Raw genomic sequence first — 24,253 nt, 5'->3', positions numbered from 1 at the left:
GCGTCGGTTCGCCACGCGCCGGCCGATCCGCAGATCGACTGCGTCGCGCCGAACGCCAGGGCGCCCCCGAACGCCCGGGGACGATCGCCTTCGATCCACGCAGTTCCGGTGCGGCCGCCTGCTGCCACGCACGCGCGGAACACCACCCACGACAGCTGAAGGATGCAGCATGACCTACTACAACAGGATCCCGCCCAACGCGTTGCTGGAGGTCGACGGCGCCGATCACGTGCATCGCGGACGCATTCTCGGCAGGCATCACATCGTCAATGCCGTCACCGGCGCGGACTTCAGGATCAAGGGGGCGGACGGCGCCCCGGTGCTGCCGGACGAGGATCAGTTCTCCGAGATGCTGGGCGACGGGCGGATCGTCGTGCGCGCCATCTCCGCCACGGACCGCGTCAGGGTGCTCAACTCGGTCGCCCAGTGGACCCTGGCCGACGCGATGAAAGTCGACCCGTTCGCCGCGACCCGGCTCGCCATCTCCGGCATGCTGGACGACGCCGGCGTCCCCAACGGCGACAAGGCCATCAACAGGTGGTTCGATGCGCACTGGTCCGAAGAGCTCCGAGCCAAGTACGGCGCGCCGCCTCCCGCGCGCACGGTCCGGTCGTGGCGCAGCACGAGGGGCACCCTCGGCCGTCGCCATGCGCGCGACATGGTGTCGATGACCGGCAAGGCGCCGAGAGCGCCCTACTGCGTCGACGTCGTGCAGGAGACGCTCCAGAAGCACGCGCTCGACGCGATCGTGAACGACGCCACCGTGCGGTCCGGCTACTCGATGTTCCACGTCGAGATGAAATCGATCAACGAGGGGCGGCATCCCGTCCACCCGAAGCCTTCCGAGCCCTATCTCGTGCCGTCGAAGCGCACGTTCAGACGCAGGCGCGACGCGCTCGAACAGTCGTCGACCGTCAAGTCGGGCAAGGGCAAGGCGGCGTTCGAACAGGGATGGGAGGGCGGCGGCAGGTGCCTGACTGCGGACTACGCTCTCCACCGCGTCATCATCGATCACACCCCGCTCAACGTCCATGCTGTCAGCGACGACCTGGAGATGGTGCTCGGTCGGCCATGGCTGACGCTGGCCATCGACGTCTTCACCCGGGCCATCGTGGCCTGGGTGCTGACGTTCATGGATCCCTGCGGCTGGACGGTCGGAGAGACGCTGCGGAGGATGGCGTTGCCCAAGAGGTACAACGCGGATCTGCTGCACCGCTATCCGATCCTCAGAAACCTGCGCGGCAAGCCGACGGAGATCGTGCTCGACAACGCCGCGGAGTTCCGTTCGTACGACCTCGAAGCTGCGCTTCGGGCGCAAGGCGTCGGCGTCAGGTGGTGTCCGATCAGGAAGCCGCGCTATCGCGCCGTCGGCGAGCGCGTGATGCACACCATCAACGAATGGACCTGTTGCGACATGCCCGGACGCGTCCTGCCTCCTGCGGAGACGAAGCGGCTGGGCTACGACCCGGCGGACACCGCCTGCATGATGCTCGACGAGATCGAGGCGGATCTCGCGACCGTGATCGGGGAATACAACGTCGAGCCCCACGACGGACTGCAGCTGCGCCAGCCGGCGCTGATCTTCGAGAGGGAGGCCAGCAGGGACGGCATCGACGTGTGGGCGGATCTCGAAGGATTCCGGCTCGACACCCTGCCCGTGGTCACGGACGTCCAGCTCTCGTCCAGCGGCATCAGGGCGTTCGGAACGCTGCGATACGCCGGGAAGCGGGAAGTCGCGGACCTCCTCGACGATCTCGTCGCGATCGAGGGCAGGCGGCAGCGGCGCGATCAGGCGGCCGCCACCGTGAGCTACCGATACGATCCCCTCGACATCTCCAGAATCCACGTCTGGAACCGAAAGCGTCGCGTCTACGTGCCGCTGTCATGCACCGATCGCTCGTATGCGGACGGCATGCCTCTGGCGTTCCACGAGCAGCTCAGGGCGGAGGCGCGGCGGCAGAGCCTGGCGTTCAACACCGAAGAGGAGCGGGAGGCCTTTCGAGGGGAGCGGATCCAGGCGATCCGACAGATCGATGCGAAGGCCCGCGCAAGTTCCAGAAAGGAGGTCGCGCTCCTCTACGAGACGCCTCGCATCAGGCAGATCACCGGCCGGATCGTGGATCTGCACGTCGAGTCCCCGTCGGCCGTCGACATCGGCGACTACATTCCTCACGAAAGGGCGGCCCTGACCGCATACGACGTGGAGGTCCGGATGCCGCGCAAGACGCCGACGCCGCGGGCGAAGACGCCCCTGGACGCCCGTCGCGACCGGCGCGATGCCGGCGCACCGCTCGCATCCGACGAAGCGGACCGGAAGCCCGCGGCCGCCCCGGCTCCGCGCCGGCGGCGTGGCGGGGAGGTCTACAAGTGATCGCCATGGACGAACGTCCGCCCCTGGGCGATGAGGTGCAGGTCGCGGACGGCGGCATCGTCCACGTCATCGCCGCCGCATGGGCCGCGATCGACGCCATCGACGTCGACTACGGGCCGCAGGCCGATGCCGTTGACGGCCTCGACCTGCAGCTCCAGACGGCGCTGCTCGCCCGTCCCTGCGCCCCGTGCAACGCAGTGACGCTCATCGCGCCGCGCGGGACCGGGAAGAGCAGGGCGCTGGCGATGCTCGCGAAGAGGTCGCGGCGGGACGCCGTCGACGGCGCTCGGCGAGTCCTGTCGGTGAACATGGACACGGCCGGAACCGTGGAGTCGGTGCCGAGCGCGATCCTGGCGGCGCTCGGCGAGCCACGGCACGATGCCGGCAAGCCGGCTCTGCGATGGATCAGGGCGACGACGCGCCTGCGGGACGCCGGCGTCCGGTTCGTGCTGTTCGACGAGTTCAACCGGGCGGCGCGGCGCTCGACGATGAGCGGTCCGATCTGCGAGGCGATCTTCGAGAAGATCATGGAACCCGGACTGGCGGCGGTCGCCTTCGTGGGCGAGGACGATGCGAGCAGGGCTCTCAGGCGCGCGCCTTCGGTGCTCGAACGGATCGACGAGGAGCTCGATCTCGGCCCGCTGGACTGGCTCCGTCCCGGCGACGACGCGATCTTCGCGGACTTCATCGGACGGTTCGAAGCCGAGATGCTTCGTCTCCACCTCATCGACAGACCGATCGGCCTTGGCCTCGGCGAGACGCCTCGCCTGATGTGCGAAGCGACGTCGGGCCGGCTCCGCCGCTTCGTCAAGATCATGAAGTCCGCGACCGCGGAGGCCATCCAGCGCGGAGACAGGTCGGTGACGTCCCGCGACCTCGCCCAGGCGGTGCAGGACACCGTGGTCAAGCGAGGCTTCCTGGACGGCAATCCATTCGAGGAGTTTGGAAACTGACCGACGCATCGACGACCCCGTCGGGCCTTCGCGATCCGCTTCCGGGCGAGTCGCTGAACGGCTACGTCGCGTATCGCGCCGCCGCGGCTCTGATGCCAGACACGCTGGTGTTCGGCCGGGGAGGGGAGACCTCGGACGTCATGCTCGCCCGCTACGGCGTCGACGTCGGTTCGGGCGTCGAGGATCTCGCGCGCGTGCTCGGCGTCGACGCGGCCGTCCTAGACCAGATGGCCCACCCGCGCGTCGGGGAGGGGCGGCCGGGACGTCGGCGCATCGGGCATGCCGTCGTCGACGCCAGGCTCCTGCATCGCCCGTCGCGGATGTTCGCCCCGAAGGCGCTGGCGAACAGTCCTCATCATCGCGCCAAATGGCAGGTGCGCGCGATGCCCTTCTGCGACGAGACCTGGGACCTGCTGGTCGATCGCTGTCCGCAGACCTGGTGCTCAGCCCGACAGGGGTGGCGGCATGCGAAGGGCGTGGATCGCTGCGACCAATGCGGAAGCAGCCTAGCCGAAGCCTCCGTGCCACAGGTTCCGGAAGCGTCGAGGGAATCTCTGAGGTCGATCGCCGGCCTCGTGCATCACGACGCCGCCCGAGTTCGGGAGAGCGTCTCGGCGCTGCCGCTGCCCCTCCGCCACGCACCCCCCGGCGATCTCGTGGAGTTGGCCTGCGCCGTCGCGGGCTTCTTCGATCCGGACATCCGGGCGTTCACGACCAGGTTCCTTCGCCTCGACGCGGAGCCTTCCCACGTCTGCCGAGCGATGGCCGGCGCATGGAGCGTCATGCAGGGATGGCCGAACGCCGCCGCCGATCTGGCCGGCGAGAGGCTCGGCACCCGCATCGGCCGGTTCAGCGACGGAAACGCCGGTGCGACGCTCGAACTTCTCGAACTCGCGGATCAGTGGCGGGCACCGGCGGCGCTGCGTGACGCCGTCGGCCTCCTTCGCGAGACGCTCTCGACCAACGACGGGGAAGGTCTGCGGATGCGCGGAGTGACGCGTCACTCGGGCATGCGCAGCACCGACGTCATCCGGCACCGCAACAACGGCGACCTGCGGACGATCTTCCATCTCGACGGCACCCGCGTGGTCCCGATGATCGCTCGCGAGTCCGTCGAACGGCTCCAGTCCGCCTGGGGCGAGGGAGTCGCCATCAAGCTCGTCGCCGCGACGCTCGGAACGACGGCGAACGGGGTGGAGCAGATGCTTCGCGACGGGTTGATCGCCGAGGCTGGCAACGATGCCGCCTTCGCGAAGACGGACAAGATACGGGTCGATCGCCGTTCCCTCGAGGCGTTCGTCGCCAACATGGAGGACAAGGCGCGGCCCACCCTCGGCGAGGCGTTTCCCTGTACCTTGACGCACATGGCTGCTGGCATGGGCGGCGGCCTGAAGCCCTGGAGCGGGTGGTTTCGTGCGCTGGTCGGCGGCGGCACGTCGTTCACGATCGACGAGGGAGACGAACCGCTGGCTCTACGTCTCCGGCTTAGCGCCGAGGGCGTCGACGAATTGAGGGCGCTGCCATGCGACGACCTCAGCGGAAGGGCCTTCCGTTCGTCGATGTCGCGAGGGGACGCGGTCGTCACGCTCAATCTGCACCCGCGACACATGCGCAAGGCGTTCGCCGCATGGCCGGCCAACGAGGCGCTCCCCGTGACCGAGATCGTCGGACTCGCTAGCCGATACGTCGCGCCGTCCGAACTGGCCGCGGTGCTGTCGCATCCCGTCATGGCGGTGGCCGGGCTCATGCGGCGCGTTCAGGTCCCCCGGACTCCCTGGGGATACGATCGGGTCGCGGCCGTATCGGCAGGGTCCCGTCTGCTTCGGCGGCGACGCAAGGCTCGAGACGAGTGGCGTGGCCGCTCCGCGGACCAGACCTGAGGCCACGCGCGGCGCCGTCGCCGCGCTCGGCCGCGCTCGGGGGGCCGCGAGTCGGGAACGGATGCCCGTGCAGCCCCGCGTCGGCCCGTCGCGGGGCTGCCATCGCGCCGATCGTGACAGGCCGACGCCGATCCTGCCACGCATGGAAGGATCGGAAGGCGTGAGGAGTTTCGCATCGAACGCGACCTCCGCATCGCGCCCCAGACGCTGCAGACGCTGGTCGTAGGACCATGTTCCGAAAAGGGCATCACGCGCGACGCGACCTGCCACGATCTGGTGCAGGCGTGCCGCAATCGCATGCGGCATCGTGGATCAACCTTTTCCGGCGGCATGCGCGTGCGGAATGGCTCATCGAGGCGCAGATCGAGACGCCTCGGGAATGGCGCAATCTCCTGACATGCAGGACGGGGTCTGTGGCATGGCGGACGTGAAAGGCGCCCAGGCTTCCGGACCGGACAGCATCCGATCCCGGGCGGGCGCTTGGGCAAACCCTAAACAGGCAGACGATCGCCGGAGCAACGGAACATGGCTTTGACTAACGTGCGGGTTCGCTACTGCGACCGCAGCATCCTGCACCCTGCGGCATGAACGCCCTTTTGACCGACGAGAACGTGTCGGCCGCATTTCTGGCGCTCGGCTGCCTCACGCTGATCTTCAGCGCCGTGGGCATCTTCCGCCATTCCGCCAGCACGGAGGGGCCGACGCTGAAGGTCCTGGCGGCCGAATACAGGACCGTCCTGCTCTGCTTCGCCGCGCTGTTCCTGACCCTGCTGTTCATCGGTCTATCCGCGTGGTGGTCCACGCCGGCGGACGGGAGCTTCCGAAGGTCCATTCTGCAGGGAATGACCGGGTCGCTCGCCGAAGACCTCGCCTTCTTTTCCCTTCTGGGGTTCATCATCGTCCTCGTGCAACGGCGGGAGAACGATCTGAACCGAAACCTGGACGACAAGATCGAGCTGCTCTTCAGCGCAAAGAAGCTTCGCAGCGGAGAGGCGGCGTTCCTGCGGAACGAGGTCCGCAAGATCAGCGCGGACTGCCAGACGCTGTCCGTCGACATCGACGTGATCGAGGAGGACGTCGTCAACGGCCTGATCCGCATCGACGTCAGCAGAAGCTGGCTCGTCGCGAACTACCTGGCGTCGGAATCCGCCGAGTATGGCTGGAAGCTTCGGATCAGCGCCGAAGATGCCGGAGGGAGAACGCCGGCCATCTTCGTCTTCCCGTCCTACACGACCGTCATGTCCAAGAACCCGGGCGGCGGCTGGCAAAGGGCCGCAGACGACGAACTCCTTCATTCCGGGGGCGAAGTCCAGGAGCACGGCAGCCTGCATTCGGAAGAGACGAAGCTGGAGATAGCGCCTGGCCAGGGGCGTGAGTTTCGAACACGCTTCCAAGGCTGGCAGCCTCTGTTCATGAGGCACGCGGGTCCGCCCCCGGGGGCACAGGGGCCGGTGGTTCCCGAACCCGACACGTACAGATTGAAGATGGATCGACACTGGGACGAGATCGAACTTTCCGTCCGAAACAGCTTGAAGCGTCCCATACGCACCACGATATCGGGCTCAGGCAGCAGAATGCTGGAAGTCGAATCCGGCGAAAGAAAAATGCAGGCCTACAAGAGCGAGAACCTGAAAGCGGACTCGCACGTTTACGTGTCCTTCGTATTGTTGTAGTCATAGTTCTAATAGGAAAGGTCCACACCATGCGCGGCATCAAGGACGACACGGAGTAGTCAGTTGGCTTCAGGCGCTTAGGGGGCGTCTGGATCAGGCAGTCAGTCAGATTTCCGGCCACGGTCGGCGATTGTATGAGGTATGACACGCTGTGCCTCTCGGTGCGGCTCGTTGTGATGGTCGAAAGATGCGCGCGAGCTTCGCTGGCCACCGGTTCGGTCTAGCAATGCGCCCCGATGAAGCTGCCAGCCAGAGGCTACACCCGTACTCGCCATCGACTGATCGCGATCGGCTCCCTTCGTAGAGGTGAGAAGGCCGTAAGTCCCCGACGATACGGCGGATGCGTTACCCAACGATCTGCGAGCGCCATGCCCGTGAACGGGTCATTCGTTCCGAGCCGATCTCGGAAGCGTCGCGTCGCCGTCGGCGGCAGCGGGTACGGCATTCATCGACAATTCGCCCGGCGCCTTAGGCACGACATCCTGCCGTCCGCTACCTGAGGGACGTCCCGGTCTCGTCACGCTCGCGACCCGAGGTGGTCGACGTTCGCGAGGGCGCCGAGGGGCAGACGTTCGTCGTCGTAGAAATCGGAGACTATCCGCATTCCGCCGAACTCGACCATCCTGCGCCTGAACTCCGCGAGGTCCGGCACGCCCAGAATCGGCGCCAGCCTGATGAAGTATGCTTCGGACTCGGCACGGGCGAACATTCTGAACGGCGTGAAGCGGTCGACCGCATCGATCAGCGACACGGGATACCAGTTCGCGTCCGTCGCCTGGCCGAGCGCGCGCAGGAACAGCGCGAAGTCCGCCTCCATGACGGACTCGAAACCAGGCGTCGAACCTTTCGGAAACATGTCCTTCAGCAGCTCGGCCTGAACGCCTGCGGCTCTGAGACCGGAACCGCGGGAACGCTCCTCGAGCGAACTGGGATGCTGGCGGAAGATCGAGAAGTCGGACGTGGACCTGCGGCCGCCTCCGGCAGCGTCCCTGACCAGCCACGGCCGCACGAGCACGCTCTGCGTCAGATCAAGCCGGTCCTCGTCCAGCGTGGACGCGACGAGCGACAGGAAGAGCTGGTGCGCGACGATCTTGTAGACGTCCCCCTGATGCGAATGCCAGTGCGAAGCGTCTGGATCTCGGAACATCATCCGGCCGATGCGCTCGAGGACGTCCAGGACCGCATCCCACGTGCGTGGATCCCCGTGGTATCTGATCGCCGTCACCATGAGATCCGAGAACTGGCGCGCGTACGGTCGCATGGCGGATACCGCCGCCAGGACGGGCTCCTCGCTGGCCGACCCCGGCCGGAGACTTGGCGACATCGACGCGAGCTCCTCCACCAAGGCATCGCCGAACTCGCGAACGGCGGGGGCGGCCGAACCAAGGCCCTTCCGGATCGCGTCGTCGGCTCGACGCGCGCGCGACGTCGTGGCGGATGCGGTCGGTGTTGACGACAGGATGCTCTCGGGCACCGCGCCCAGCTTCGGCTTCACATGCTGCGGTCGGTCGACCAGCCAGCGCAGAAGCTCCTCGTAGGCGTCCTCGAACCGGTCGCCGGAGCGGAAGTCGAAGAAGATGCGGCCCTTGTAGAACGTGGGGACGTGGGCCTGCCCAGCTTCGTCGCCCTCGGTTATGGCCGCGGCGAACTTGTCCTGCGTGCTGGCGCTGTAGATCTGAGGCGAAATGATCTGGCTCTCGGTCCCGACGCCGCCCGACCGGGAATCCGCCTTCTCGGCATACCGCCGGTCGCATACCATGATCACCTTTGTGACGGTGGAATCCGTCACCATCGTCTCCATGAACCTGTAGGAATCGTGCCCCGGCTTCAGGTCCCACTTGTCCAGGATCACGTCGACGCCGTCCTCCCGCAACCGGGTGGCCAGGTCCAGGACCCAGGTCTCGTGAGTCGGCGAGGACCACGAGTAGGATACGAAGGCTTTGGTTGGATTGGTCGTGGGTTCGATGGCCATCGGCACATCGTTGGGGCATTCCTCGGCGGTGTGCAACGATCCGCCGGCGATACCCCCAACTGGCTAGGTCCACGGACGCTTCGATCATCGCGACCGACCATCCGAACCGCCATCACGAAGCGACAGCCAACGCCTCCGCTCCATGCGGACGTGCGCGGCAGCCTGTCACCGCGCCATCTGCTTGGCGAGGACCGCAGCCGCGGACAGATCGAAGCCGCCGGGCTCGTCCTTGATGATCCCGTCCTGCGTCGGGCGGAACAGCGAGGCCAGCACGATGGTCTCGTTCGCAGGGTCGACCGACGCGCCTTCCTTCAGCGCCATGAAAGTTTCCGCGAACGCCTTCTTCTCGTCGGCATCGAGCGACAGGTGCCTCTCGCTAAGGAATATCCTGTACTGCAGCCTCGTTGCCCAGAGGATCAGCGAACTCGTCAGCAGAAGACCTGCGACGGTGAGGGGCCCCTTGGCCGAGAACGGCCCCACGCATCCCGGTGGCGACCCGGCCGGGCAGCCGCCTGCGTGGAAGCTGCCCGCGATGTAGTCGCCGAACCAGTAGGGCACCCCGATCCCGACCAGGACCGCGAACAGCGTCGCGATCCAGAACAGCCGTTGGGCGGTGACCGCACGGGAGCGATGAGTCTCCGATCGCTGTTCCCACAGCGCGACGGGTGCCCGGAGGCGCAGCTGCGTGTGGAACAGCGCCTTCAGCTCATCGAACGACTCCTGACGCGAAAGATGCTGAGTCCGCCCCATGCGATCCAGCGCCTGCAACCGCGCCTCCGCCTCGCGGAAGCGCTTCTCCACCTCCGCCTCGATGTCGGCCCGCCAGGCGCGCTGGCGCCTGTCGCGCTCGCGCTCCGCCCGCAGAAGCGTTCTCCTGACCCGTACGACCCCCGCGGCCATCAGATCGCGCATCCTGGACAGGCCTGCCGCGTGATCGGCGTTGATCGCGGACGCCTCGGCGACCTGGCCGTCGAGCGAAGCCAGCAGATCATCCGCCTTCGCCTTGGCGCTGCCGATGCCCGACGAGGCCAGCTTCGAAACCGGGAGCGCGGCGGCGACGTGACCGGCGGCGAGGAGGGTCCCCCCGAGCTTCAGGAATGCGGCGAAGTCCTCCGCTGGACGATGGACCTGATGACCGGCGGAGAGCTCGAGCACGACGAACCCGGCATATGCCGCTGCCGCATCGCTTGACCGCCCGGCCGCATGAAGACCCAGGACGAGCTGACCCTCGGTCGATCCGCTCGGTGGCGGCGCGACGGTGGTCCTGCGGAACGAGTCCGCGGTGAGACGTCCGAAACCGTCCGGGTCGTTGAGCGTCGCGCGCAACAGGTCGAAGGCCGTGGCCAGCTGCCGACCGGTGATCGCCTGGTGCCTCGCCGGTATCTGCATCTCCCCGTGTTCGCTCGCGAGCATATCGAGGAACGGCTTCCATGCGCTCTGCTCGCGATCGAGGTGATCGGCCATCGTCCTTCGCGCGGCCCTTTCGATCGAGGGCAGCGTCCTGTAGTTGATGACGTAGACTACGGCGCTCATCGAGCGGTAAGCCCGAGTCCGCTAGCGACTCTCGTTCGACTGCCCGCGCGCGTTTCCCCCCTTCCGCGATTGGGCGTTTCGCGGGTACCGTAGGGAAGCATGTGACTTGGCCGCCAGATCGTCATGTCGTTCGAGCCTTCCTCGGTCACCGGTTTCGCCATCCGATACGATGCCCTTCATCGGGTTCCAAGTGAGGGGCATGCAGTCGGGGTGCGGTGACGAGGCGGCGTTTCGCGACCTTCCGCGCGCTCCCGCCGTCGCCTTCCTCCGCTGGGACGGACGCCGTCCTGTCCTAGCGGGAAACCGACACTTTCCGGGCCGGGTTGGAAGGATCGGAGCCGCCGTTTTAGACCGGAGTGCCGCCGGTCCGCTTCGACCGCACGGAGAGCCCTGCTCGTCAAGGGGCGGCCAAACGGTAACTGACTGGACTGCGGGCAGGCGGCGCCGTCGATCCCGATAAGCGCTCACTTCCGTCATGGGCAGCCCCCTCAGACCGTCGATGCGAGAGAATCCGAAGCTAGCGATGGGTCGGTATCCCCCTGAAAACGCTGCATCGGGCATTCTCAGCGTCACTGAAGAGCTTTCTGAGGCCAATTATATGTCACGAATACAGGGCGAATTTTGCGCCCCTTAGGGGTTGCGGGCAGCGCTTTCTGTCAAGCCGCACGCTTCCCGCCTGAGCGGTCGAGGCAATTCCAAAGCAACTAAGGGTTCAACGAGTACCCTGGCGCTTGATGATCTCTGCGTACGTCGACCGGCCGCTCGGTCGGTTAAACGCCGTTTCGCACTCGGTCGAGTTAGGCGACACGGAAGCCGCTTGTTCAAAGTCGCCTCGGGACATAAATCCGCCGGTCACGATGCAAGACGCAGTCGCCATGCTCCACGCCGCCTTGGCGCTGAAAATTTGCCCACTGAGGCCAAAGCCAGGCGCATATATTGGTTGAAACGCTCTCAGCCAGCGTTATCAATAGGGCGGTATCGACTGTTCGACGTCGTTACTTTCACATGCTTGGGGCGCTGATATCCTCGCGTTCATTCCCTTGCATCGCGCAGCGCGTCCAACTGAACCAGTCTCACCGGATCGTCGGCTGCGAGCGCCTCTTCGAGATAAAAATTGTGCGCTATATTCCGCACCACCCGCTGCGCCTCGCCGCTATATTCCTCGGCGATTGCGGCGAAAGCGTCGACCAGCTCGCGTAGAAAATCTTTATCTAAATTTTCGAGCTGGTCCGCTAGCGCTTCCATCATCGTGACGGCCGTATCGAGGTTTAGCTCCTCTTCCTCGGTCAGCTCAAGAAAAACGACATAATCCGCAATGATGTGCGCGATCTGGGTAACTATCATGGTTTGACTACCCTTCCCTTGATGTTGGTGACGTTCATCATCTTTAGGAGCTTTAAGGCCTTAATCTTCTGCACAGGAGTAGGGAATTCCCATACTCCAATAAGGCGAGGTTGTGCCAAGACTTCCGATTGTCGCGAAATCTGGGACCGTGCACGTGGTGCGGTGACTATTTTCCATTTCCGGTCGATCACGTAATCGCCCTGGTAACCGGATTTGTCGTCAGCGCAGCACGTACGCCAGCCACCGTTCCCGCGCTGACATCGTAAAGCCCCTGACCGACTCCACCGACGAATTCGGCAACAGGGCTCGACTGACTACTTGGCGGCGTTACCGGAGCGCGCGGGCGGTATTCCGACCGACCCGTGCTCTAATGATCTCTGGCCAACGCCCGCTAGCGGTCTCGCCTCCGGCACTTTGGCTTTCGGGTGCGCCGCAGTCCGCGACCCGATTCTTGGAGCGCAACCGACATGGGAGGACGTGCGACCGCTCCCGGCGTTAGTCGTATCGCCGTTGCTCGATCCATCATGGCGTCCCGCACCTGCGAAGGTAAACTGGCCGTCCGCCAAATCATGCCATGGATTATATTTGAGTTAGAGACCGTCAGGACCCAGCGCCGATGGCACCTTACCCGTTCGCAGCCGCCGCAAGAACGCGTTCCGCTCGCTAATTCCTGATGTCTCGACCATGCCGTCCCCCGCTGTCTTTGCGGTGAGAACATCTGAGCAACCTTGTCCTACAAGTCAAGCGCGGCACCCAGTGGTGCGCAGCTTGATCGTCTATAAGGCGCAATGCTTATAGTGTGGTGCCCGGAAGAGGACTCGAACCTCCACGACCTTGCGATCGCCAGCACCTGAAGCTGGTGCGTCTACCAATTCCGCCATCCGGGCACGGGGTAGGAGGGCGCCTCTAGGGGAGGGTCGCGATGCTTGTCAACACGCCTCTTGCTGGGGCAAGGGGTTATTCGTGATTGGCAGGCAAAACAAAGTGGACGGACGCGCGATGAACGACAAACTGGTGACGCTGATCGGGGGCGGCGGTTTCGTCGGCCGCTATGTCGCACAGGCGCTGCTGGCGACGGGCGCACGCGTCCGCATCGCGCAGCGCGATCCGCGGCAGGCGTTCTTCCTGAAACCGCTCGGCGGGCTCGGCCAGACGCAGTTCGTCGGGGCCGACGTCACCAAGCCCGAGACGATCGCGCATGCGGTGCACGGCTCGGACGTGGTGGTGAACCTAGTCGGCGTGCTGGCGGGCGATTTCCAGCGTGTCCAGGCTCTTGGCGCGCAGACGGTGGCACAGGCTGCGGCGAAGGCCGGCGTGGGCGCGCTCGTGCACGTCTCGGCGATCGGCGCGGATCCGGAGTCCGCGTCGGCGTACGGCAAGTCCAAGGGGCAGGGCGAGGCCGCCGTGCTCGAGGCGTTCCCCAACGCGACGATCCTGCGGCCGTCGATCGTGTTCGGCCAGGAAGACCAGTTCGTGAACCGCTTTGCCGGCATGATCGCCAAGGCGCCGGTGGTGCCGGTGCTGCGCGCGGGCGCTAAGTTCCAGCCGGTGTTCGTCGGCAACGTGGCGGACGCGGTGGTGGCCGCGGCGTCCGATCCCGAGACGTTCGGCGGCAAGACCTTCGAGCTCGGCGGGCCCGACATCATCACGATGGGCAACCTGATCCGCTGGATCGCCAAGACTATCGGTCGCAACCCCTCGATCGTCGAACTCCCGGACTTTGCCGGCGCGCTGATTGCCAAGGGCGGCTTCCTGCCGGGTGCACCGATCACCAAGGACCAGTGGACGATGCTGCAGACCGACAATATCGTCACCGGCACCAATGGCCTCGCCGCGTTCGGGATCGAGGCTACACCACTGTCTACGGTCGCGCCGGGCTGGCTGGTGCGCTTTCGCAAGGCCGGACGGTTCGGCCGTCGCGCCGAGACGCATGCGGAAGTCCATGTCGCCTGATCCTGCGCGTGCTACCTACCCTTTGAGATTGCCCTGACCTACCGCGCCGGAGCTCCCGCTTGACCGAACTTCTCACCGTCATCCTCCTCGGCATCGTCGAGGGGATCACCGAATTCCTGCCCGTCTCTTCCACCGGGCATCTGATCCTCGCGACGAGGCTGCTCGGCTACGATGCGGGGCGCTGGGAGGTGTTCAACGTCGTCATCCAACTCGGCGCGATCCTGGCGATCGTCGTGCTGTACTGGCGAACGTTCTGGGCGGTCGGCATGGGGCTGTTGAAGCGTGAACCGAAATCCTGGCTGTTCCTGCGCAACCTAGTGGTCGCGTTCATCCCGGCGGCGGTGATCGGCCTCGCGCTGCACAAGCATATCGAGGCGTTGCTGGGGAACGCCGAGGTCGTCGCGATCGCGCTGATCGTCGGTGGCTTCGCGATCCTCGCGGTCGAGCGGTTCGCCCCGCGCAGCGACATCAGCGGCGTGGCGGACATCCCCCTGAAGACGGTAATCGGTATCGGCTTTCTCCAGTGCCTTGCGATGGTCCCTGGCGTCAGCCGCTCCGGTGCGACGATTCTCGGTGCGTTGGCGCTGGGTGTCGAGCGGCGCACTGCGGCCGAGTTCAGCTTCTTTCTCGCCATCCCGACGATGCTGGGGGCAAGCGCGCTCGAGTTGCTGAAGAACCGCGATGCGATCGCGAGCGGCGGCGGGGTCGGGCTTGGCGCGATCGCGATCGGCGCCGCAGTGTCGTTCGTCGTCGCGCTGCTGGTGGTGAAGTGGTTCGTCGGGATCGTCACCAACCACGGGTTCGTGCCTTTTGCCTGGTACCGGGTAGCTGCCGGCTCGGCCGCGCTGGTCTGGCTGCTCAGCAAGTAGGTCCGTTTCGGAATAAATAAGCCTTGTTGAGAGTTGTTCTTACACAATTTACCTGATTTGACGAATTAATACGTCAGCTATCCTGGCATAATGGGCGATTTTACGGTGACAAGCCTCCGACGGCGCAATAACGCGGCTGTCGGAGGCATGTATGGCGAACGATTCGATGCTAAAGTTTGTCGGGCGGGAGCAATCCTATCCGGCAAAGCGCACCGCGGATGAGCGGCAGGAGGATTTCCGTGAGATCGCGCAGCGATACGCGGTTCAACCCGCCGAGGAGCAGGCCGGGCGCTGCTCGCAGTGCGGCGTGCCCTATTGTTCGGTCCACTGCCCGCTGCACAACCATATCCCCGACTGGCTCAGGCTGACCGCGGAAGGTCGGTTGCGCGAGGCGTATGAGCTCAGCAACGCGACCTCGACGATGCCCGAGATCTGCGGCCGCATCTGCCCACAGGATCGGCTGTGCGAAGGCAATTGCGTCATCGAGTTCACCGGGCACGGCGCGGTCACGATCGGCTCGGTCGAGAAGTTCATCACCGACACCGCCTGGGAGAATGGCTGGGTCGAGCCGCTGGTCCCCGGCAAGTCGCGCGGCCAGTCGGTCGGCGTGATCGGCGCCGGCCCGGCGGGCCTGACCGCGGCGGAATATCTGCGCGGGCACGGCTATGACGTCCACGTCTACGACCGCTACGACCGCGCGGGCGGGTTGCTCACTTACGGCATCCCCGGCTTCAAGCTCGAGAAGCCGATCGTCATGCGCCGCGTCGAGCGTCTCAAGGCGGCGGGTATCGTCTTCCACGAAGGCTTCGCGGTCGGCGACGACGCGAGCCTCGACGATCTCCGCCAGCGCCACGACGCGATCCTGATCGCGACCGGCGTCTACAAGGCGCGCGCGATGGACCTGCCCGGTGGCGGATCGAACGGTGTGGTCGCCGCGCTCGACTTCCTCGTCGCCTCGAACCGCAAGGGCTTCGGCGACGCCGTCCCCGCGTTCGACGACGGCAGCCTCAATGCCGAGGGCAAGGACGTCGTCGTGATCGGCGGCGGCGACACCGCGATGGACTGTGTCCGCACCGCGATCCGCCAGGGCGCAAAGTCGGTGAAGTGCCTCTACCGCCGCGACCGCGCCAACATGCCCGGCTCGCAGCGCGAAGTCGCCAATGCCGAGGAAGAGGGCGTCGAGTTCGTCTGGCTTTCGGGCCCGCAAAGCTTCGACGGAGGTGATGTGGTCTCGAGCGTCAAGGTTCGGAAGATGCGTCTCGGCGCCCCCGACGCGAGCGGCCGCCGCGCGCCCGAACCCGATCCCGCGGGCGATTATTCGGTGAATGCGGACCTGGTCATCAAGGCGCTCGGCTTCGACGCCGAGGACCTGCCCACCTTGTTCGCGACGCCGGAACTGGGCGTCAGCCGCTGGGGTACCGTGCTGGTCGACGGCAAGACGCTGATGACCTCGCTCGACGGCGTGTTCGCAGCGGGCGACATCGTCCGCGGCGCCAGCCTCGTCGTCTGGGCGATCCGCGACGGCCGCGATGTCGCCGCGACGATGCACAAATGGCTGAAGACCAAGGCGGCCAACGCGAAGGTGGCGGCATGAGCAACGAACAGGGTTTTCCGATGATCGATCAGCGCGCCCGCCTCGCCGAGCACGGCATGTACCGCCCAGAATTCGAGGGCGATGCGTGCGGTGTAGGCCTAGTCGCCGCGACTGATGGCCGTGCATCGCGGCGTGTCGTGCAGTCCGCAGTCGATGCCCTTAAGGCCGTGTGGCACCGTGGTGCGGTTGACGCCGACGGCAAGACCGGCGATGGCGCAGGCCTGCACATCGATCTGCCGCTGCGCTTCTTCGACGACGCGGTCGCAGCCTCGGGGCACAAGGTCCGCCCGAACCGTCTCGCGGTCGGCATGATCTTCCTGCCGAGGACCGATCTCGGCGCGCAGGAGGATTGCCGGACGATCGTCGAGAGCGCGATCATCGAGGCGGGCTACACCATCTATGGCTGGCGGCAGGTGCCAGTTGACGTGTCGGTGATCGGCCAGAAGGCGCAAGCCACGCGCCCCGAGATCGAGCAGATCATGATCGCTGGTCCGTTGCCCGAGGAGCAGGACGCCGCCGAGTTCGAGAAGACGCTGTACCTCGTCCGCCGCCGGATCGAGAAGCGCGTGATCGCGGCGCAGATCCAGGGTTTCTACATCTGCTCGCTGTCATGCCGTTCGATCATCTACAAGGGGCTGTTCCTCGCCGAATCGCTGTCCGTCTTCTACCCGGACCTGTGCGACCAGCGCTTCGAAAGCCGCGTCGCGATCTTTCATCAGCGCTATTCGACCAACACCTTCCCGCAATGGTGGCTGGCGCAACCGTTCCGCTGCCTTGCGCATAACGGCGAGATCAACACGATCCGCGGCAACAAGAATTGGATGCTCTCCCACGAGATCCGGATGGCGAGCCTCGCGTTCGGCGACAATTCGGAGGACATCAAGCCGGTGATCCCCGCCGGCGCGTCGGACACCGCCGCGCTGGATGCCGTGTTCGAGGCAATCTGTCGCTCGGGCCGCGATGCGCCGACCGCCAAGCTGATGCTGGTGCCCGAAGCCGCCAGCCCGGACATGCCCCCTGAGCATACCGCGATGTACCAGTATCTCGCGTCGGTGATGGAGCCGTGGGACGGCCCTGCCGCGCTGGCGATGACCGATGGCCGCTGGGCGGTCGCGGGCATGGACCGCAACGCGCTGCGTCCGCTCCGCTACACGCTGACCTCCGACGGCCTGCTGATCGTCGGGTCCGAGAGCGGCATGGTCGTCGTTCCCGAATCGACCATCGTCGCCAAGGGCCGGCTCGGACCGGGCGAGATGATCGCGGTCGACCTTGACGAAGGGCGCCTGCTCCAGGATCGCGAAGTGAAGGATCGCATCTCGGGCGAGGCGGACTACGCCGCGATGATCGGCGAATTCCATACGCTCGCCGACCTGCCCTCGGTCGAGGACGCGATCGTCCGCTACGACCGTGCCGAGCTCGCACGCCGTCAGGTCGCGGCGGGGCAGACCATGGAGGACATGGAACTGATCCTGTCGCCGATGGTCGAATCCGCCAAGGAAGCGATCGGGTCGATGGGTGACGACACGCCGCTCGCGGTCATCTCGGACAAGCCGCGGCTGATCAGCCAGTTCTTCCGCCAGAACTTCTCGCAGGTCACCAACCCGCCGATCGATCCGCTGCGCGAGCGTCACGTGATGTCGCTCAAGACCCGGTTCGGCAACCTCGCCAACATCCTCGACGTGCGCGACCAGCGCGAACGCGTGCTGGTGCTTGATTCGCCGGTCCTGACGGGCGAGCATTGGTCGCGGTTGAAGGCGCATTTCGGTAACGCGGTCGCCGAGATCGACTGCACGTTCGACGTCGGCGGTGGCCCGGAAAAGCTCCGCGCGGCGATCCAGCGGATCCGCAACGAGGCGGAGCAAGCCGTCCGGCAGGGCAAGAGCGAGATATTCCTCACCGACGAGGCGATCAGCGAAGACCGTGTCGGCATCGCCGGCGTGCTCGCGGTCGCTGCGGTCCACACGCACCTCGTCCGCCGTGGCCTGCGCTCCTACGCATCGATCAACGTCCGCTCGGCCGAATGCCTAGACACGCATTATTACGCGGTGCTGATCGGCGTCGGCGCGACCACCGTGAACGCGTACCTTGCCGAGGCCGCGATCTTCGATCGCCAGTCGCGCGGGTTGTTCGGCGATCTCGACCTCGCCGAATGCCTCCGCCGCCACCGCGTCGCGGTCGAGGAGGGGCTGCTCAAGATCATGTCGAAGATGGGCATCGCGGTCATCTCGTCCTACCGCGGCGGCTATAATTTCGAGGCGGTCGGGCTGTCGCGCAGTTTGGTGAACGACCTGTTTCCGGGAATGCCGGCGAAGATCAGCGGCGAGGGCTATGCCTCGCTCCACGTCAACGCGACCGATCGTCACGAAGCGGCGTTCGACCCGGCGGTCGCGACGCTGCCGATCGGCGGCTTCTATCGCCAGCGCCATACCGGCGAGACGCACGCCTATTCCGCGCAGCTGATGCACCTGCTGCAGACCGCGGTCGCGACCGACAGCTATACGAGCTATCTGCAATTCTCGCGCGGCGTATCCGACCTGCCGCCGGTGTATCTGCGCGATCTGCTCCAGTTCAACTTCCCCGCGGAGGGCGTGCCGGTCGACCAGGTCGAGGCGATCACCGAGATCCGCAAGCGTTTCGTCACCCCCGGCATGTCGCTCGGCGCGCTGTCACCGGAGGCGCACGAGACGCTGGCGATCGCGATGAACCGGATCGGCGCGAAAGCCGTCTCGGGCGAGGGCGGCGAAGACAAGTCGCGCTTCGTGCCCTACGCGAACGGCGACAACGCCAACTCTTCGATCAAGCAGGTCGCCTCCGGCCGGTTCGGCGTGACGGCGGAATATCTGAACGCGTGCGAGGAGATCGAGGTCAAGGTCGCGCAGGGCGCCAAGCCGGGCGAAGGCGGTCAGCTGCCCGGCTTCAAGGTCACCGAGTTCATCGCCAAGCTGCGTCATGCGACGCCTGGCGTGACGCTGATCTCACCGCCGCCACATCACGACATCTATTCGATCGAGGATCTCGCCCAGCTCATCTACGACCTGAAGCAGATCAATCCGCGCGCTCGGGTGTGCGTGAAGCTCGTCTCGTCGGCGGGTATCGGCACGGTCGCGGCGGGTGTCGCAAAGGCACATGCCGACGTGATCCTGATTGCCGGCCACGTCGGCGGCACCGGCGCCTCGCCCCAGACCTCGATCAAATATGCCGGCACGCCGTGGGAGATGGGCCTGTCGGAGGTCAACCAGGTGCTGACGCTAAACGGCTTGCGCGGGCGCGTGCGGCTGCGCACCGATGGCGGGCTGAAGACCGGGCGCGACATCGTCATCGCCGCGATCCTCGGTGCGGAGGAGTTCGGGATCGGCACGCTGTCGCTGGTCGCGATGGGCTGCATCATGGTGCGGCAGTGCCATTCGAACACGTGCCCGGTCGGCATCTGCACGCAGAACGATGCGCTCCGCCAGAAGTTCGTCGGCACGCCCGAGAAGGTGATCAACCTGATGACCTTCATCGCCGAGGAAGTCCGCGACATCCTCGCGCGGCTCGGCGTGAAGAGCCTCGACGACGTGATTGGCCGCACCGAGCTGCTGCGGCAGGTCAGCCGCGGCGCGGAGCATCTCGACGATCTCGATCTGAACCCGATCCTGGCGAAGGTCGATGCCGACGATTCGCAGCGGCGATTCTCGCTCTCGACCTTCCGCAACGAAGTCCCGGACAGCCTCGACGCGCAGATCATCAAGGACGCGTCCGCGGTGTTCTCGCGCGGCGAGAAGATGCAGCTGACCTACTCGGTGCGCAACACGCACCGCGCGGTCGGCACGCGGCTGTCGAGTGAGATCACGCGGAAGTTCGGGATGTCGACGCTCGCGGACAATCACGTGACGATCCGTCTGCGTGGCTCGGCGGGCCAGTCGCTCGGTGCGTTCCTGTGCAAGGGGATCACGCTGGAGGTGTTCGGCGACTCGAACGATTACGTCGGCAAGGGGCTCTCGGGCGGCACGATCATCGTGCGGCCGGCGGTCAGTTCGCCGCTGGCGTCGCAGGACAACACGATCATCGGCAACACCGTGCTCTATGGCGCGACGTCGGGCCGGCTGTTCGCGGCAGGGCAGGCGGGCGAACGCTTCGCGGTCCGCAACTCGGGCGCGATCGTCGTCGTCGAAGGCTGTGGCGCGAATGGCTGCGAGTACATGACCAACGGCATCGCCGTGGTGCTCGGCGCGGTCGGCGCGAACTTCGGCGCGGGGATGACCGGCGGGATGGCGTTCGTCTACGATCCCGACGGCGTGTTCGCGAAGCGCGCCAACCCCGAGAACATCACCTGGGACCGCGTGAAGTCGCTCCACTGGGCTGACGTGCTGCTCGACCTGGTTCGCGATCACGCGGATCATACTGACAGCAAATGGTCGAAGGGCCTGCTCGAGGACTGGGACCGGGTAGCTCCGCATTTCTGGCAGGTCGTGCCGAAGGAAATGCTGACGCGCTTGTCGCACCCGCTGGACGACAGCGCGGAACTGGTCGCGGCGGAGTAGAGTGACGCCACACAAACACCACCCCGGCGAAGGCCGGGGCCCAGTTAGGGGACGTCGCTAACGAAGGACGGCGCTTCGTTACCGCGACCTTTCCAACTGGGCCCCGGCCTTCGCCGGGGTGGAGTAGTAAGTTGGTTTCGCGCAGAGACGCAGAGGACGCGGAAGCGGGGCGCCCGGAACGGGCCGCTTGCACCCCAGCGCGCGTTGCAGAAATGCGGGCTTCGCGACAAGCGGAACACCTCCGCGTCTCCGCGCCTCCGCGTGAACCAAATCTTCTTGCTCGGCGCCAACCCGCGCTAGTGACACAGCCGCCCCCCACCGCCTAAACGGATGGCATGTGGCAGCTTTATCAATTCCCCCTGTGTCCCTTCTCGCGAAAGGTGCGCCTGCTGCTGGGCGAGAAGGGCGTCGGCTACGAACTGGTGCGCGAATCGCCCTGGGATCGCCGCGACGAGTTCATGGATATGAACCCCGCCGGCCAGACCCCGGTGATGGTCGATGCATCGCGCGGGGTCGCGCCGCTGATCGATTCGATGGCGATCTGCGAATTCTTCGAGGAAACCGTCGAGAAGGCGGCGATGATCAACGGCACCGCGACGAACCGCGCCGAGATCCGCCGCTTGGTCACATGGTTCGACACGCATTTCTACCGCGACGTGACCGGACCTCTGCTCCACGAACGCATGGTCAAGCGCCTCGCGCACCGCACCGCGCCCGACGCGAAGGGCCTGCGCGAGGCGATGAAGGCCGCGGTCGGGCATCTCGATTATATGGACTACCTGCTCGATCACCGGAACTGGCTGGGCGGCGCGACGATGAGCCTCGCCGATCTGGCGGCCGCCGCGCAGATCTCGGTCACCGATTATCTCGGCGGGATCGACTGGAAGGGCCACGACCAGACCGCCCGCTGGTATCGCGGCTTCAAGAGCCGCCCGAGCTTCCGCCCGCTGCTGTCCGAACGGATGGAGCTAATCTCCCCACCAGCGCACTACGACAATGTCGATTTCTGAACGGATCGCCTATCCGGACTTCGAGAAGGTCGACATCCGCGTCGGCACGATCGTCGAGGCCGAACCCTTCCCGGAAGCGCGGAAACCCGCGATCAAGCTGCGGATCGATTTTGGTGCGGAGATCGGCGTGAAGCGCTCGTCCGCGCAGATCACCGAACATTATACGCCTGAGACGCTGGTAGGTCGGCAAGTGGCCGCGGTGGTCAACTTCCCGCCGCGCCAGATTGGCCCGATGATGTCCGAAGTCCTGACGCTCGGCTTTCCCGATGCGGATGGGAAGGTGGTGCTGATCTCGCCGACCGGACCGGTCCCGAACGGCGGGCGACTGTTCTGAAGCTTAATCCTCCCCCTGGCGGGGGAGGATCAGCAGCACCCCGCCGCTTACTGGCGCAGGTCGTTCTGCGTGATCGGCACGATCTTCACCTCGACGCGACGGTTCGCTGCCCGGCCCGCATCGGTATCGTTCGACGCGATCGGCTGCGTTTCGCCGTAGCCACGCGTGCCGATGCGCGCAGTCTGGACGCCGTGGCCCGCCAGATAATCCGCGACCGACCGCGCACGGCGCTCCGACAGAGTCTGGTTGTAAGCGTCGCTGCCCGTCGAATCGGTATGACCGTACACGTCGATATACGTCTGATTGTACTGCGACAGCGTATCCGCGACCTGGTCGAGCGTCCGCTGGAACTGCGGCTGCACGTTGGCGCTGTCATACGCGAAGGTGATGCCCGACGGGATGTTGAGCACCAGGTCGTCGCCCTGGCGGATCACCTGCACGTCGGTGCCGGCAGTGCGCGCGCGCAGGTCGCGCTCCTGCTTGTCCATGTACGCGCCGATGCCCGCACCCGCGAGACCGCCGATGCCCGCGCCCAGCAGCTTCTCGGTCCGGTCGTGCCGTCCACCGACCACATCGCCGAGCAGATAGCCGCCAAGCGCGCCGCCGATGCCGCCCAATGCGGTCTTCGAGATCGTCTGGCGACCCGTCTCCGGATCGGTCGTGCAGCCGCTGGTGGCGATCAGTGCGGCAATCGCAGCACCTGCGAACATATTGGTTTTCATAGATAATCTCCCTGAGACGTGATGGATGACGGCATTTCGCCCGATACCGCCGATAACCCGGTGTCACGACGATTGTTCCGCCTGCGCACTGAACCGAGCCTGACCATCTTCGCGGTCCGATGTCGAGTATGCGCAGGCCAGTACGTAAGGACGGTTGTGCGACGGACCGTTGTCCTGCAAAGAGCGCGTGAGCCAATGGCACCGCTTCCCCCCTTCCCCTGGATCGACGTCGCGATCATCCTCGCGCTCGTCGCGTTGAACGGCGTGTTCGCGATGAGCGAACTCGCGATCGTCTCCGCACGCAAAGCGCGGCTCGAGGCAATGGCGCGCTCGGGCAAGAAGGGCGCGCGCGCCGCCCTCGTGCTCGCCGCCGACCCCGGCAAGTTCCTGTCGACCGTCCAGATCGGCATTACGCTGATCGGCATTCTAGCGGGTGCCTATTCGGGCTCCAGCCTCGGCATGCCGACCGCCGCGCGGTTGCAGGCGTGGGGCCTGTCCGCCTCGACTGCGGAGACCGCCGGGTTCGCGATCGTCATTGGCCTCACGACATACGCGTCGCTGATCATCGGTGAGCTCGTGCCGAAACAGTTCGCGCTGCGTGCGCCCGAGGCGATCGCGTCGTTCATGGCGCCGGTGATGCGCTGGCTCGCGATCGGCACCGCGCCGATCGTCTGGGTGCTCGATTCGACCAGCGCCTTGATCTTCCGCGCGCTGCGCCTCAACCGCGAATCGGAAGAGCACGTCACCGCCGAAGAGCTCCACATGATCGTCGCCGAGGCGTCGAAGTCGGGGATCATCGAGGAGCATGAGCGCTCGATCATCTCGGGCGTCGTCCGTCTCGCGGATCGCCCGGTCCGCGAAGTGATGACGCCACGCACCGAGATCGACTGGCTCGACTGCGACTGGGGCCCCGACGAGATTCGCGAGACGCTGCTCGCCTCGCAGCACACCCGCCTGCCGGTCGGCGAAGGCTCGATCGATGCGGTCAAGGGCGTCGTCCAGGCGCGCGACATCGCCGCGGCGCTGTTCCGCGGCGAGCCGATCGACCTGCGCGCGCTGATGCGCAAAGCCCCCGTCGTGATCGACCAGATCGACGCGATGGACGCGCTGCTGGCGCTGCGCGAAGCCGAGGTGCCGATGGCGCTGATCCACGACGAATACGGTCATTTCGAGGGCATCGTTACGCCGGCCGATCTGCTCGCGGCGATCGCCGGCGAGTTCAAGTCGGACTCCGATCCGGACGATGCGCCGTCTGTCGTGGTGCGCGACGACGGTTCACTGCTCGTGGCAGGGACGATGGCGGCGGACTCGCTTGCCGATCGCCTCGGTATCGACCTACCCGAGGACCGGGATTACGCGACGGTCGCCGGCCTCGCGCTGTCGGTGTTCCGCCACCTGCCGGGCGAGGGCGAGAGCTTCGTCGAGCAGGGCTGGAAGTTCGAGATCGTCGACCTCGACGGCCGGCGGATCGACAAGCTGCTGGTGAGCGAAGTCTGAGGGCTGGGCGTGGCGCGGGTAAGGT

Annotated in this window: 15 protein-coding genes and 1 tRNA gene; 11 read left to right on the top strand and 5 right to left on the bottom strand. The window is 65.9% G+C overall.

What is annotated here, in order from left to right; translation table 11 throughout:
• Positions 1 to 169 precede the first annotated feature (169 nt).
• The 4 genes from J4O76_RS02745 (at position 170) to J4O76_RS02730 (ending at position 6,877) form a co-directional block, all read left to right on the top strand.
• Positions 170 to 2,371: an integrase catalytic domain-containing protein gene (locus J4O76_RS02745; RefSeq protein WP_426280085.1), complete on the top strand. Its 2,202-nt coding sequence runs from the start codon at positions 170 to 172 to the stop codon at positions 2,369 to 2,371.
• A 5-nt stretch (positions 2,372 to 2,376) separates the two neighbouring features.
• Positions 2,377 to 3,324, top strand: a complete 948-nt coding sequence (locus J4O76_RS02740) for a TniB family NTP-binding protein (protein WP_426280397.1) — start codon at positions 2,377 to 2,379, stop codon at positions 3,322 to 3,324.
• Positions 3,325 to 3,416: 92 nt separating this feature from the next.
• Positions 3,417 to 5,204, top strand: a complete 1,788-nt coding sequence (locus tag J4O76_RS02735; RefSeq protein ID WP_426280084.1) for a hypothetical protein — start codon at positions 3,417 to 3,419, stop codon at positions 5,202 to 5,204.
• 584 nt (positions 5,205 to 5,788) lie between these two features.
• The gene (locus tag J4O76_RS02730; protein ID WP_426280083.1) at positions 5,789 to 6,877 is read left to right on the top strand and encodes a hypothetical protein; all 1,089 of its coding nucleotides are present in this window, start codon (positions 5,789 to 5,791) and stop codon (positions 6,875 to 6,877) included.
• A 517-nt stretch (positions 6,878 to 7,394) separates the two neighbouring features.
• Here the strand turns inward: J4O76_RS02730 and J4O76_RS02725 are convergent.
• From J4O76_RS02725 to J4O76_RS02710, 4 genes are all read right to left on the bottom strand, one after another.
• Complete coding sequence (locus J4O76_RS02725) at positions 7,395 to 8,849, bottom strand: SEFIR domain-containing protein (RefSeq protein ID WP_426280082.1); 1,455 nt, start codon at positions 8,847 to 8,849, stop codon at positions 7,395 to 7,397.
• Positions 8,850 to 9,014: 165 nt separating this feature from the next.
• Positions 9,015 to 10,382, bottom strand: coding sequence for a hypothetical protein (locus tag J4O76_RS02720; RefSeq protein WP_426280081.1), 1,368 nt, complete (start codon positions 10,380 to 10,382; stop codon positions 9,015 to 9,017).
• 1,032 nt (positions 10,383 to 11,414) lie between these two features.
• Positions 11,415 to 11,726: a hypothetical protein gene (locus tag J4O76_RS02715; protein WP_426280080.1), complete on the bottom strand. Its 312-nt coding sequence runs from the start codon at positions 11,724 to 11,726 to the stop codon at positions 11,415 to 11,417.
• An 800-nt stretch (positions 11,727 to 12,526) separates the two neighbouring features.
• A tRNA-Leu gene (locus J4O76_RS02710) sits at positions 12,527 to 12,613 on the bottom strand.
• 112 nt (positions 12,614 to 12,725) lie between these two features.
• Here J4O76_RS02710 and J4O76_RS02705 point away from each other — a divergent pair.
• The 6 genes from J4O76_RS02705 (at position 12,726) to J4O76_RS02680 (ending at position 22,009) form a co-directional block, all read left to right on the top strand.
• Entirely contained in the window at positions 12,726 to 13,679 is a 954-nt protein-coding gene (locus J4O76_RS02705; RefSeq protein ID WP_426280079.1) for a complex I NDUFA9 subunit family protein, read from the top strand.
• Between the two features lie 59 nt (positions 13,680 to 13,738).
• A complete protein-coding gene (locus J4O76_RS02700; RefSeq protein WP_426280078.1) occupies positions 13,739 to 14,548 on the top strand; it encodes an undecaprenyl-diphosphate phosphatase in 810 nt (269 codons plus the stop codon).
• A 151-nt stretch (positions 14,549 to 14,699) separates the two neighbouring features.
• Positions 14,700 to 16,142, top strand: a complete 1,443-nt coding sequence (locus J4O76_RS02695) for an NAD(P)-dependent oxidoreductase (RefSeq protein WP_426280077.1) — start codon at positions 14,700 to 14,702, stop codon at positions 16,140 to 16,142.
• Between the two features lie 20 nt (positions 16,143 to 16,162).
• Positions 16,163 to 20,665: a glutamate synthase large subunit gene (gene gltB / locus J4O76_RS02690; RefSeq protein ID WP_426280396.1), complete on the top strand. Its 4,503-nt coding sequence runs from the start codon at positions 16,163 to 16,165 to the stop codon at positions 20,663 to 20,665.
• Between the two features lie 335 nt (positions 20,666 to 21,000).
• Positions 21,001 to 21,675, top strand: coding sequence for a glutathione S-transferase family protein (locus tag J4O76_RS02685; RefSeq protein WP_056054264.1), 675 nt, complete (start codon positions 21,001 to 21,003; stop codon positions 21,673 to 21,675).
• A complete protein-coding gene (locus J4O76_RS02680) occupies positions 21,662 to 22,009 on the top strand; it encodes a tRNA-binding protein (RefSeq protein ID WP_426280076.1) in 348 nt (115 codons plus the stop codon). Before J4O76_RS02685 ends, J4O76_RS02680 begins: the two co-directional genes overlap by 14 nt.
• Before the next feature lie 47 nt (positions 22,010 to 22,056).
• Here the strand turns inward: J4O76_RS02680 and J4O76_RS02675 are convergent, their stop codons facing one another.
• Positions 22,057 to 22,731 carry an OmpA family protein gene (locus tag J4O76_RS02675; RefSeq protein WP_426280075.1) on the bottom strand — a complete coding sequence of 225 codons (675 nt, stop codon included), beginning with the start codon at positions 22,729 to 22,731 and terminating at the stop codon, positions 22,057 to 22,059.
• A gap of 195 nt (positions 22,732 to 22,926) precedes the next feature.
• Between J4O76_RS02675 and J4O76_RS02670 the strand changes: the two genes are divergently transcribed.
• Entirely contained in the window at positions 22,927 to 24,228 is a 1,302-nt protein-coding gene (locus J4O76_RS02670) for a hemolysin family protein (RefSeq protein ID WP_056488005.1), read from the top strand.
• Positions 24,229 to 24,253: the final 25 nt, after the last annotated feature.

It is taken from the genome of Sphingomonas sp. NFX23, from assembly GCF_049887795.1.
Lineage (GTDB): Bacteria > Pseudomonadota > Alphaproteobacteria > Sphingomonadales > Sphingomonadaceae > Sphingomonas.
Note: the sequence above shows the minus strand (reverse complement) of the source record. Positions and strands in the feature narration are given on the sequence as shown.

Coding starts and splice junctions, on each gene's coding strand:
- J4O76_RS02670 (WP_056488005.1), top strand. CDS start 22,927: ATGGCACCGCTTCCCCCCTTCCCCTGGATCGACGTCGCGATCATCCTC.
- J4O76_RS02685 (WP_056054264.1), top strand. CDS start 21,001: ATGTGGCAGCTTTATCAATTCCCCCTGTGTCCCTTCTCGCGAAAGGTG.
- J4O76_RS02695 (WP_426280077.1), top strand. CDS start 14,700: ATGGCGAACGATTCGATGCTAAAGTTTGTCGGGCGGGAGCAATCCTAT.
- J4O76_RS02720 (WP_426280081.1), bottom strand. CDS start 10,382: ATGAGCGCCGTAGTCTACGTCATCAACTACAGGACGCTGCCCTCGATC.
- J4O76_RS02735 (WP_426280084.1), top strand. CDS start 3,417: ATGCCAGACACGCTGGTGTTCGGCCGGGGAGGGGAGACCTCGGACGTC.
- J4O76_RS02705 (WP_426280079.1), top strand. CDS start 12,726: ATGAACGACAAACTGGTGACGCTGATCGGGGGCGGCGGTTTCGTCGGC.
- J4O76_RS02680 (WP_426280076.1), top strand. CDS start 21,662: ATGTCGATTTCTGAACGGATCGCCTATCCGGACTTCGAGAAGGTCGAC.
- J4O76_RS02675 (WP_426280075.1), bottom strand. CDS start 22,731: ATGAAAACCAATATGTTCGCAGGTGCTGCGATTGCCGCACTGATCGCC.
- J4O76_RS02745 (WP_426280085.1), top strand. CDS start 170: ATGACCTACTACAACAGGATCCCGCCCAACGCGTTGCTGGAGGTCGAC.
- J4O76_RS02730 (WP_426280083.1), top strand. CDS start 5,789: ATGAACGCCCTTTTGACCGACGAGAACGTGTCGGCCGCATTTCTGGCG.
- J4O76_RS02715 (WP_426280080.1), bottom strand. CDS start 11,726: ATGATAGTTACCCAGATCGCGCACATCATTGCGGATTATGTCGTTTTT.
- J4O76_RS02725 (WP_426280082.1), bottom strand. CDS start 8,849: ATGGCCATCGAACCCACGACCAATCCAACCAAAGCCTTCGTATCCTAC.
- J4O76_RS02740 (WP_426280397.1), top strand. CDS start 2,377: ATGGACGAACGTCCGCCCCTGGGCGATGAGGTGCAGGTCGCGGACGGC.
- gltB (WP_426280396.1), top strand. CDS start 16,163: ATGATCGATCAGCGCGCCCGCCTCGCCGAGCACGGCATGTACCGCCCA.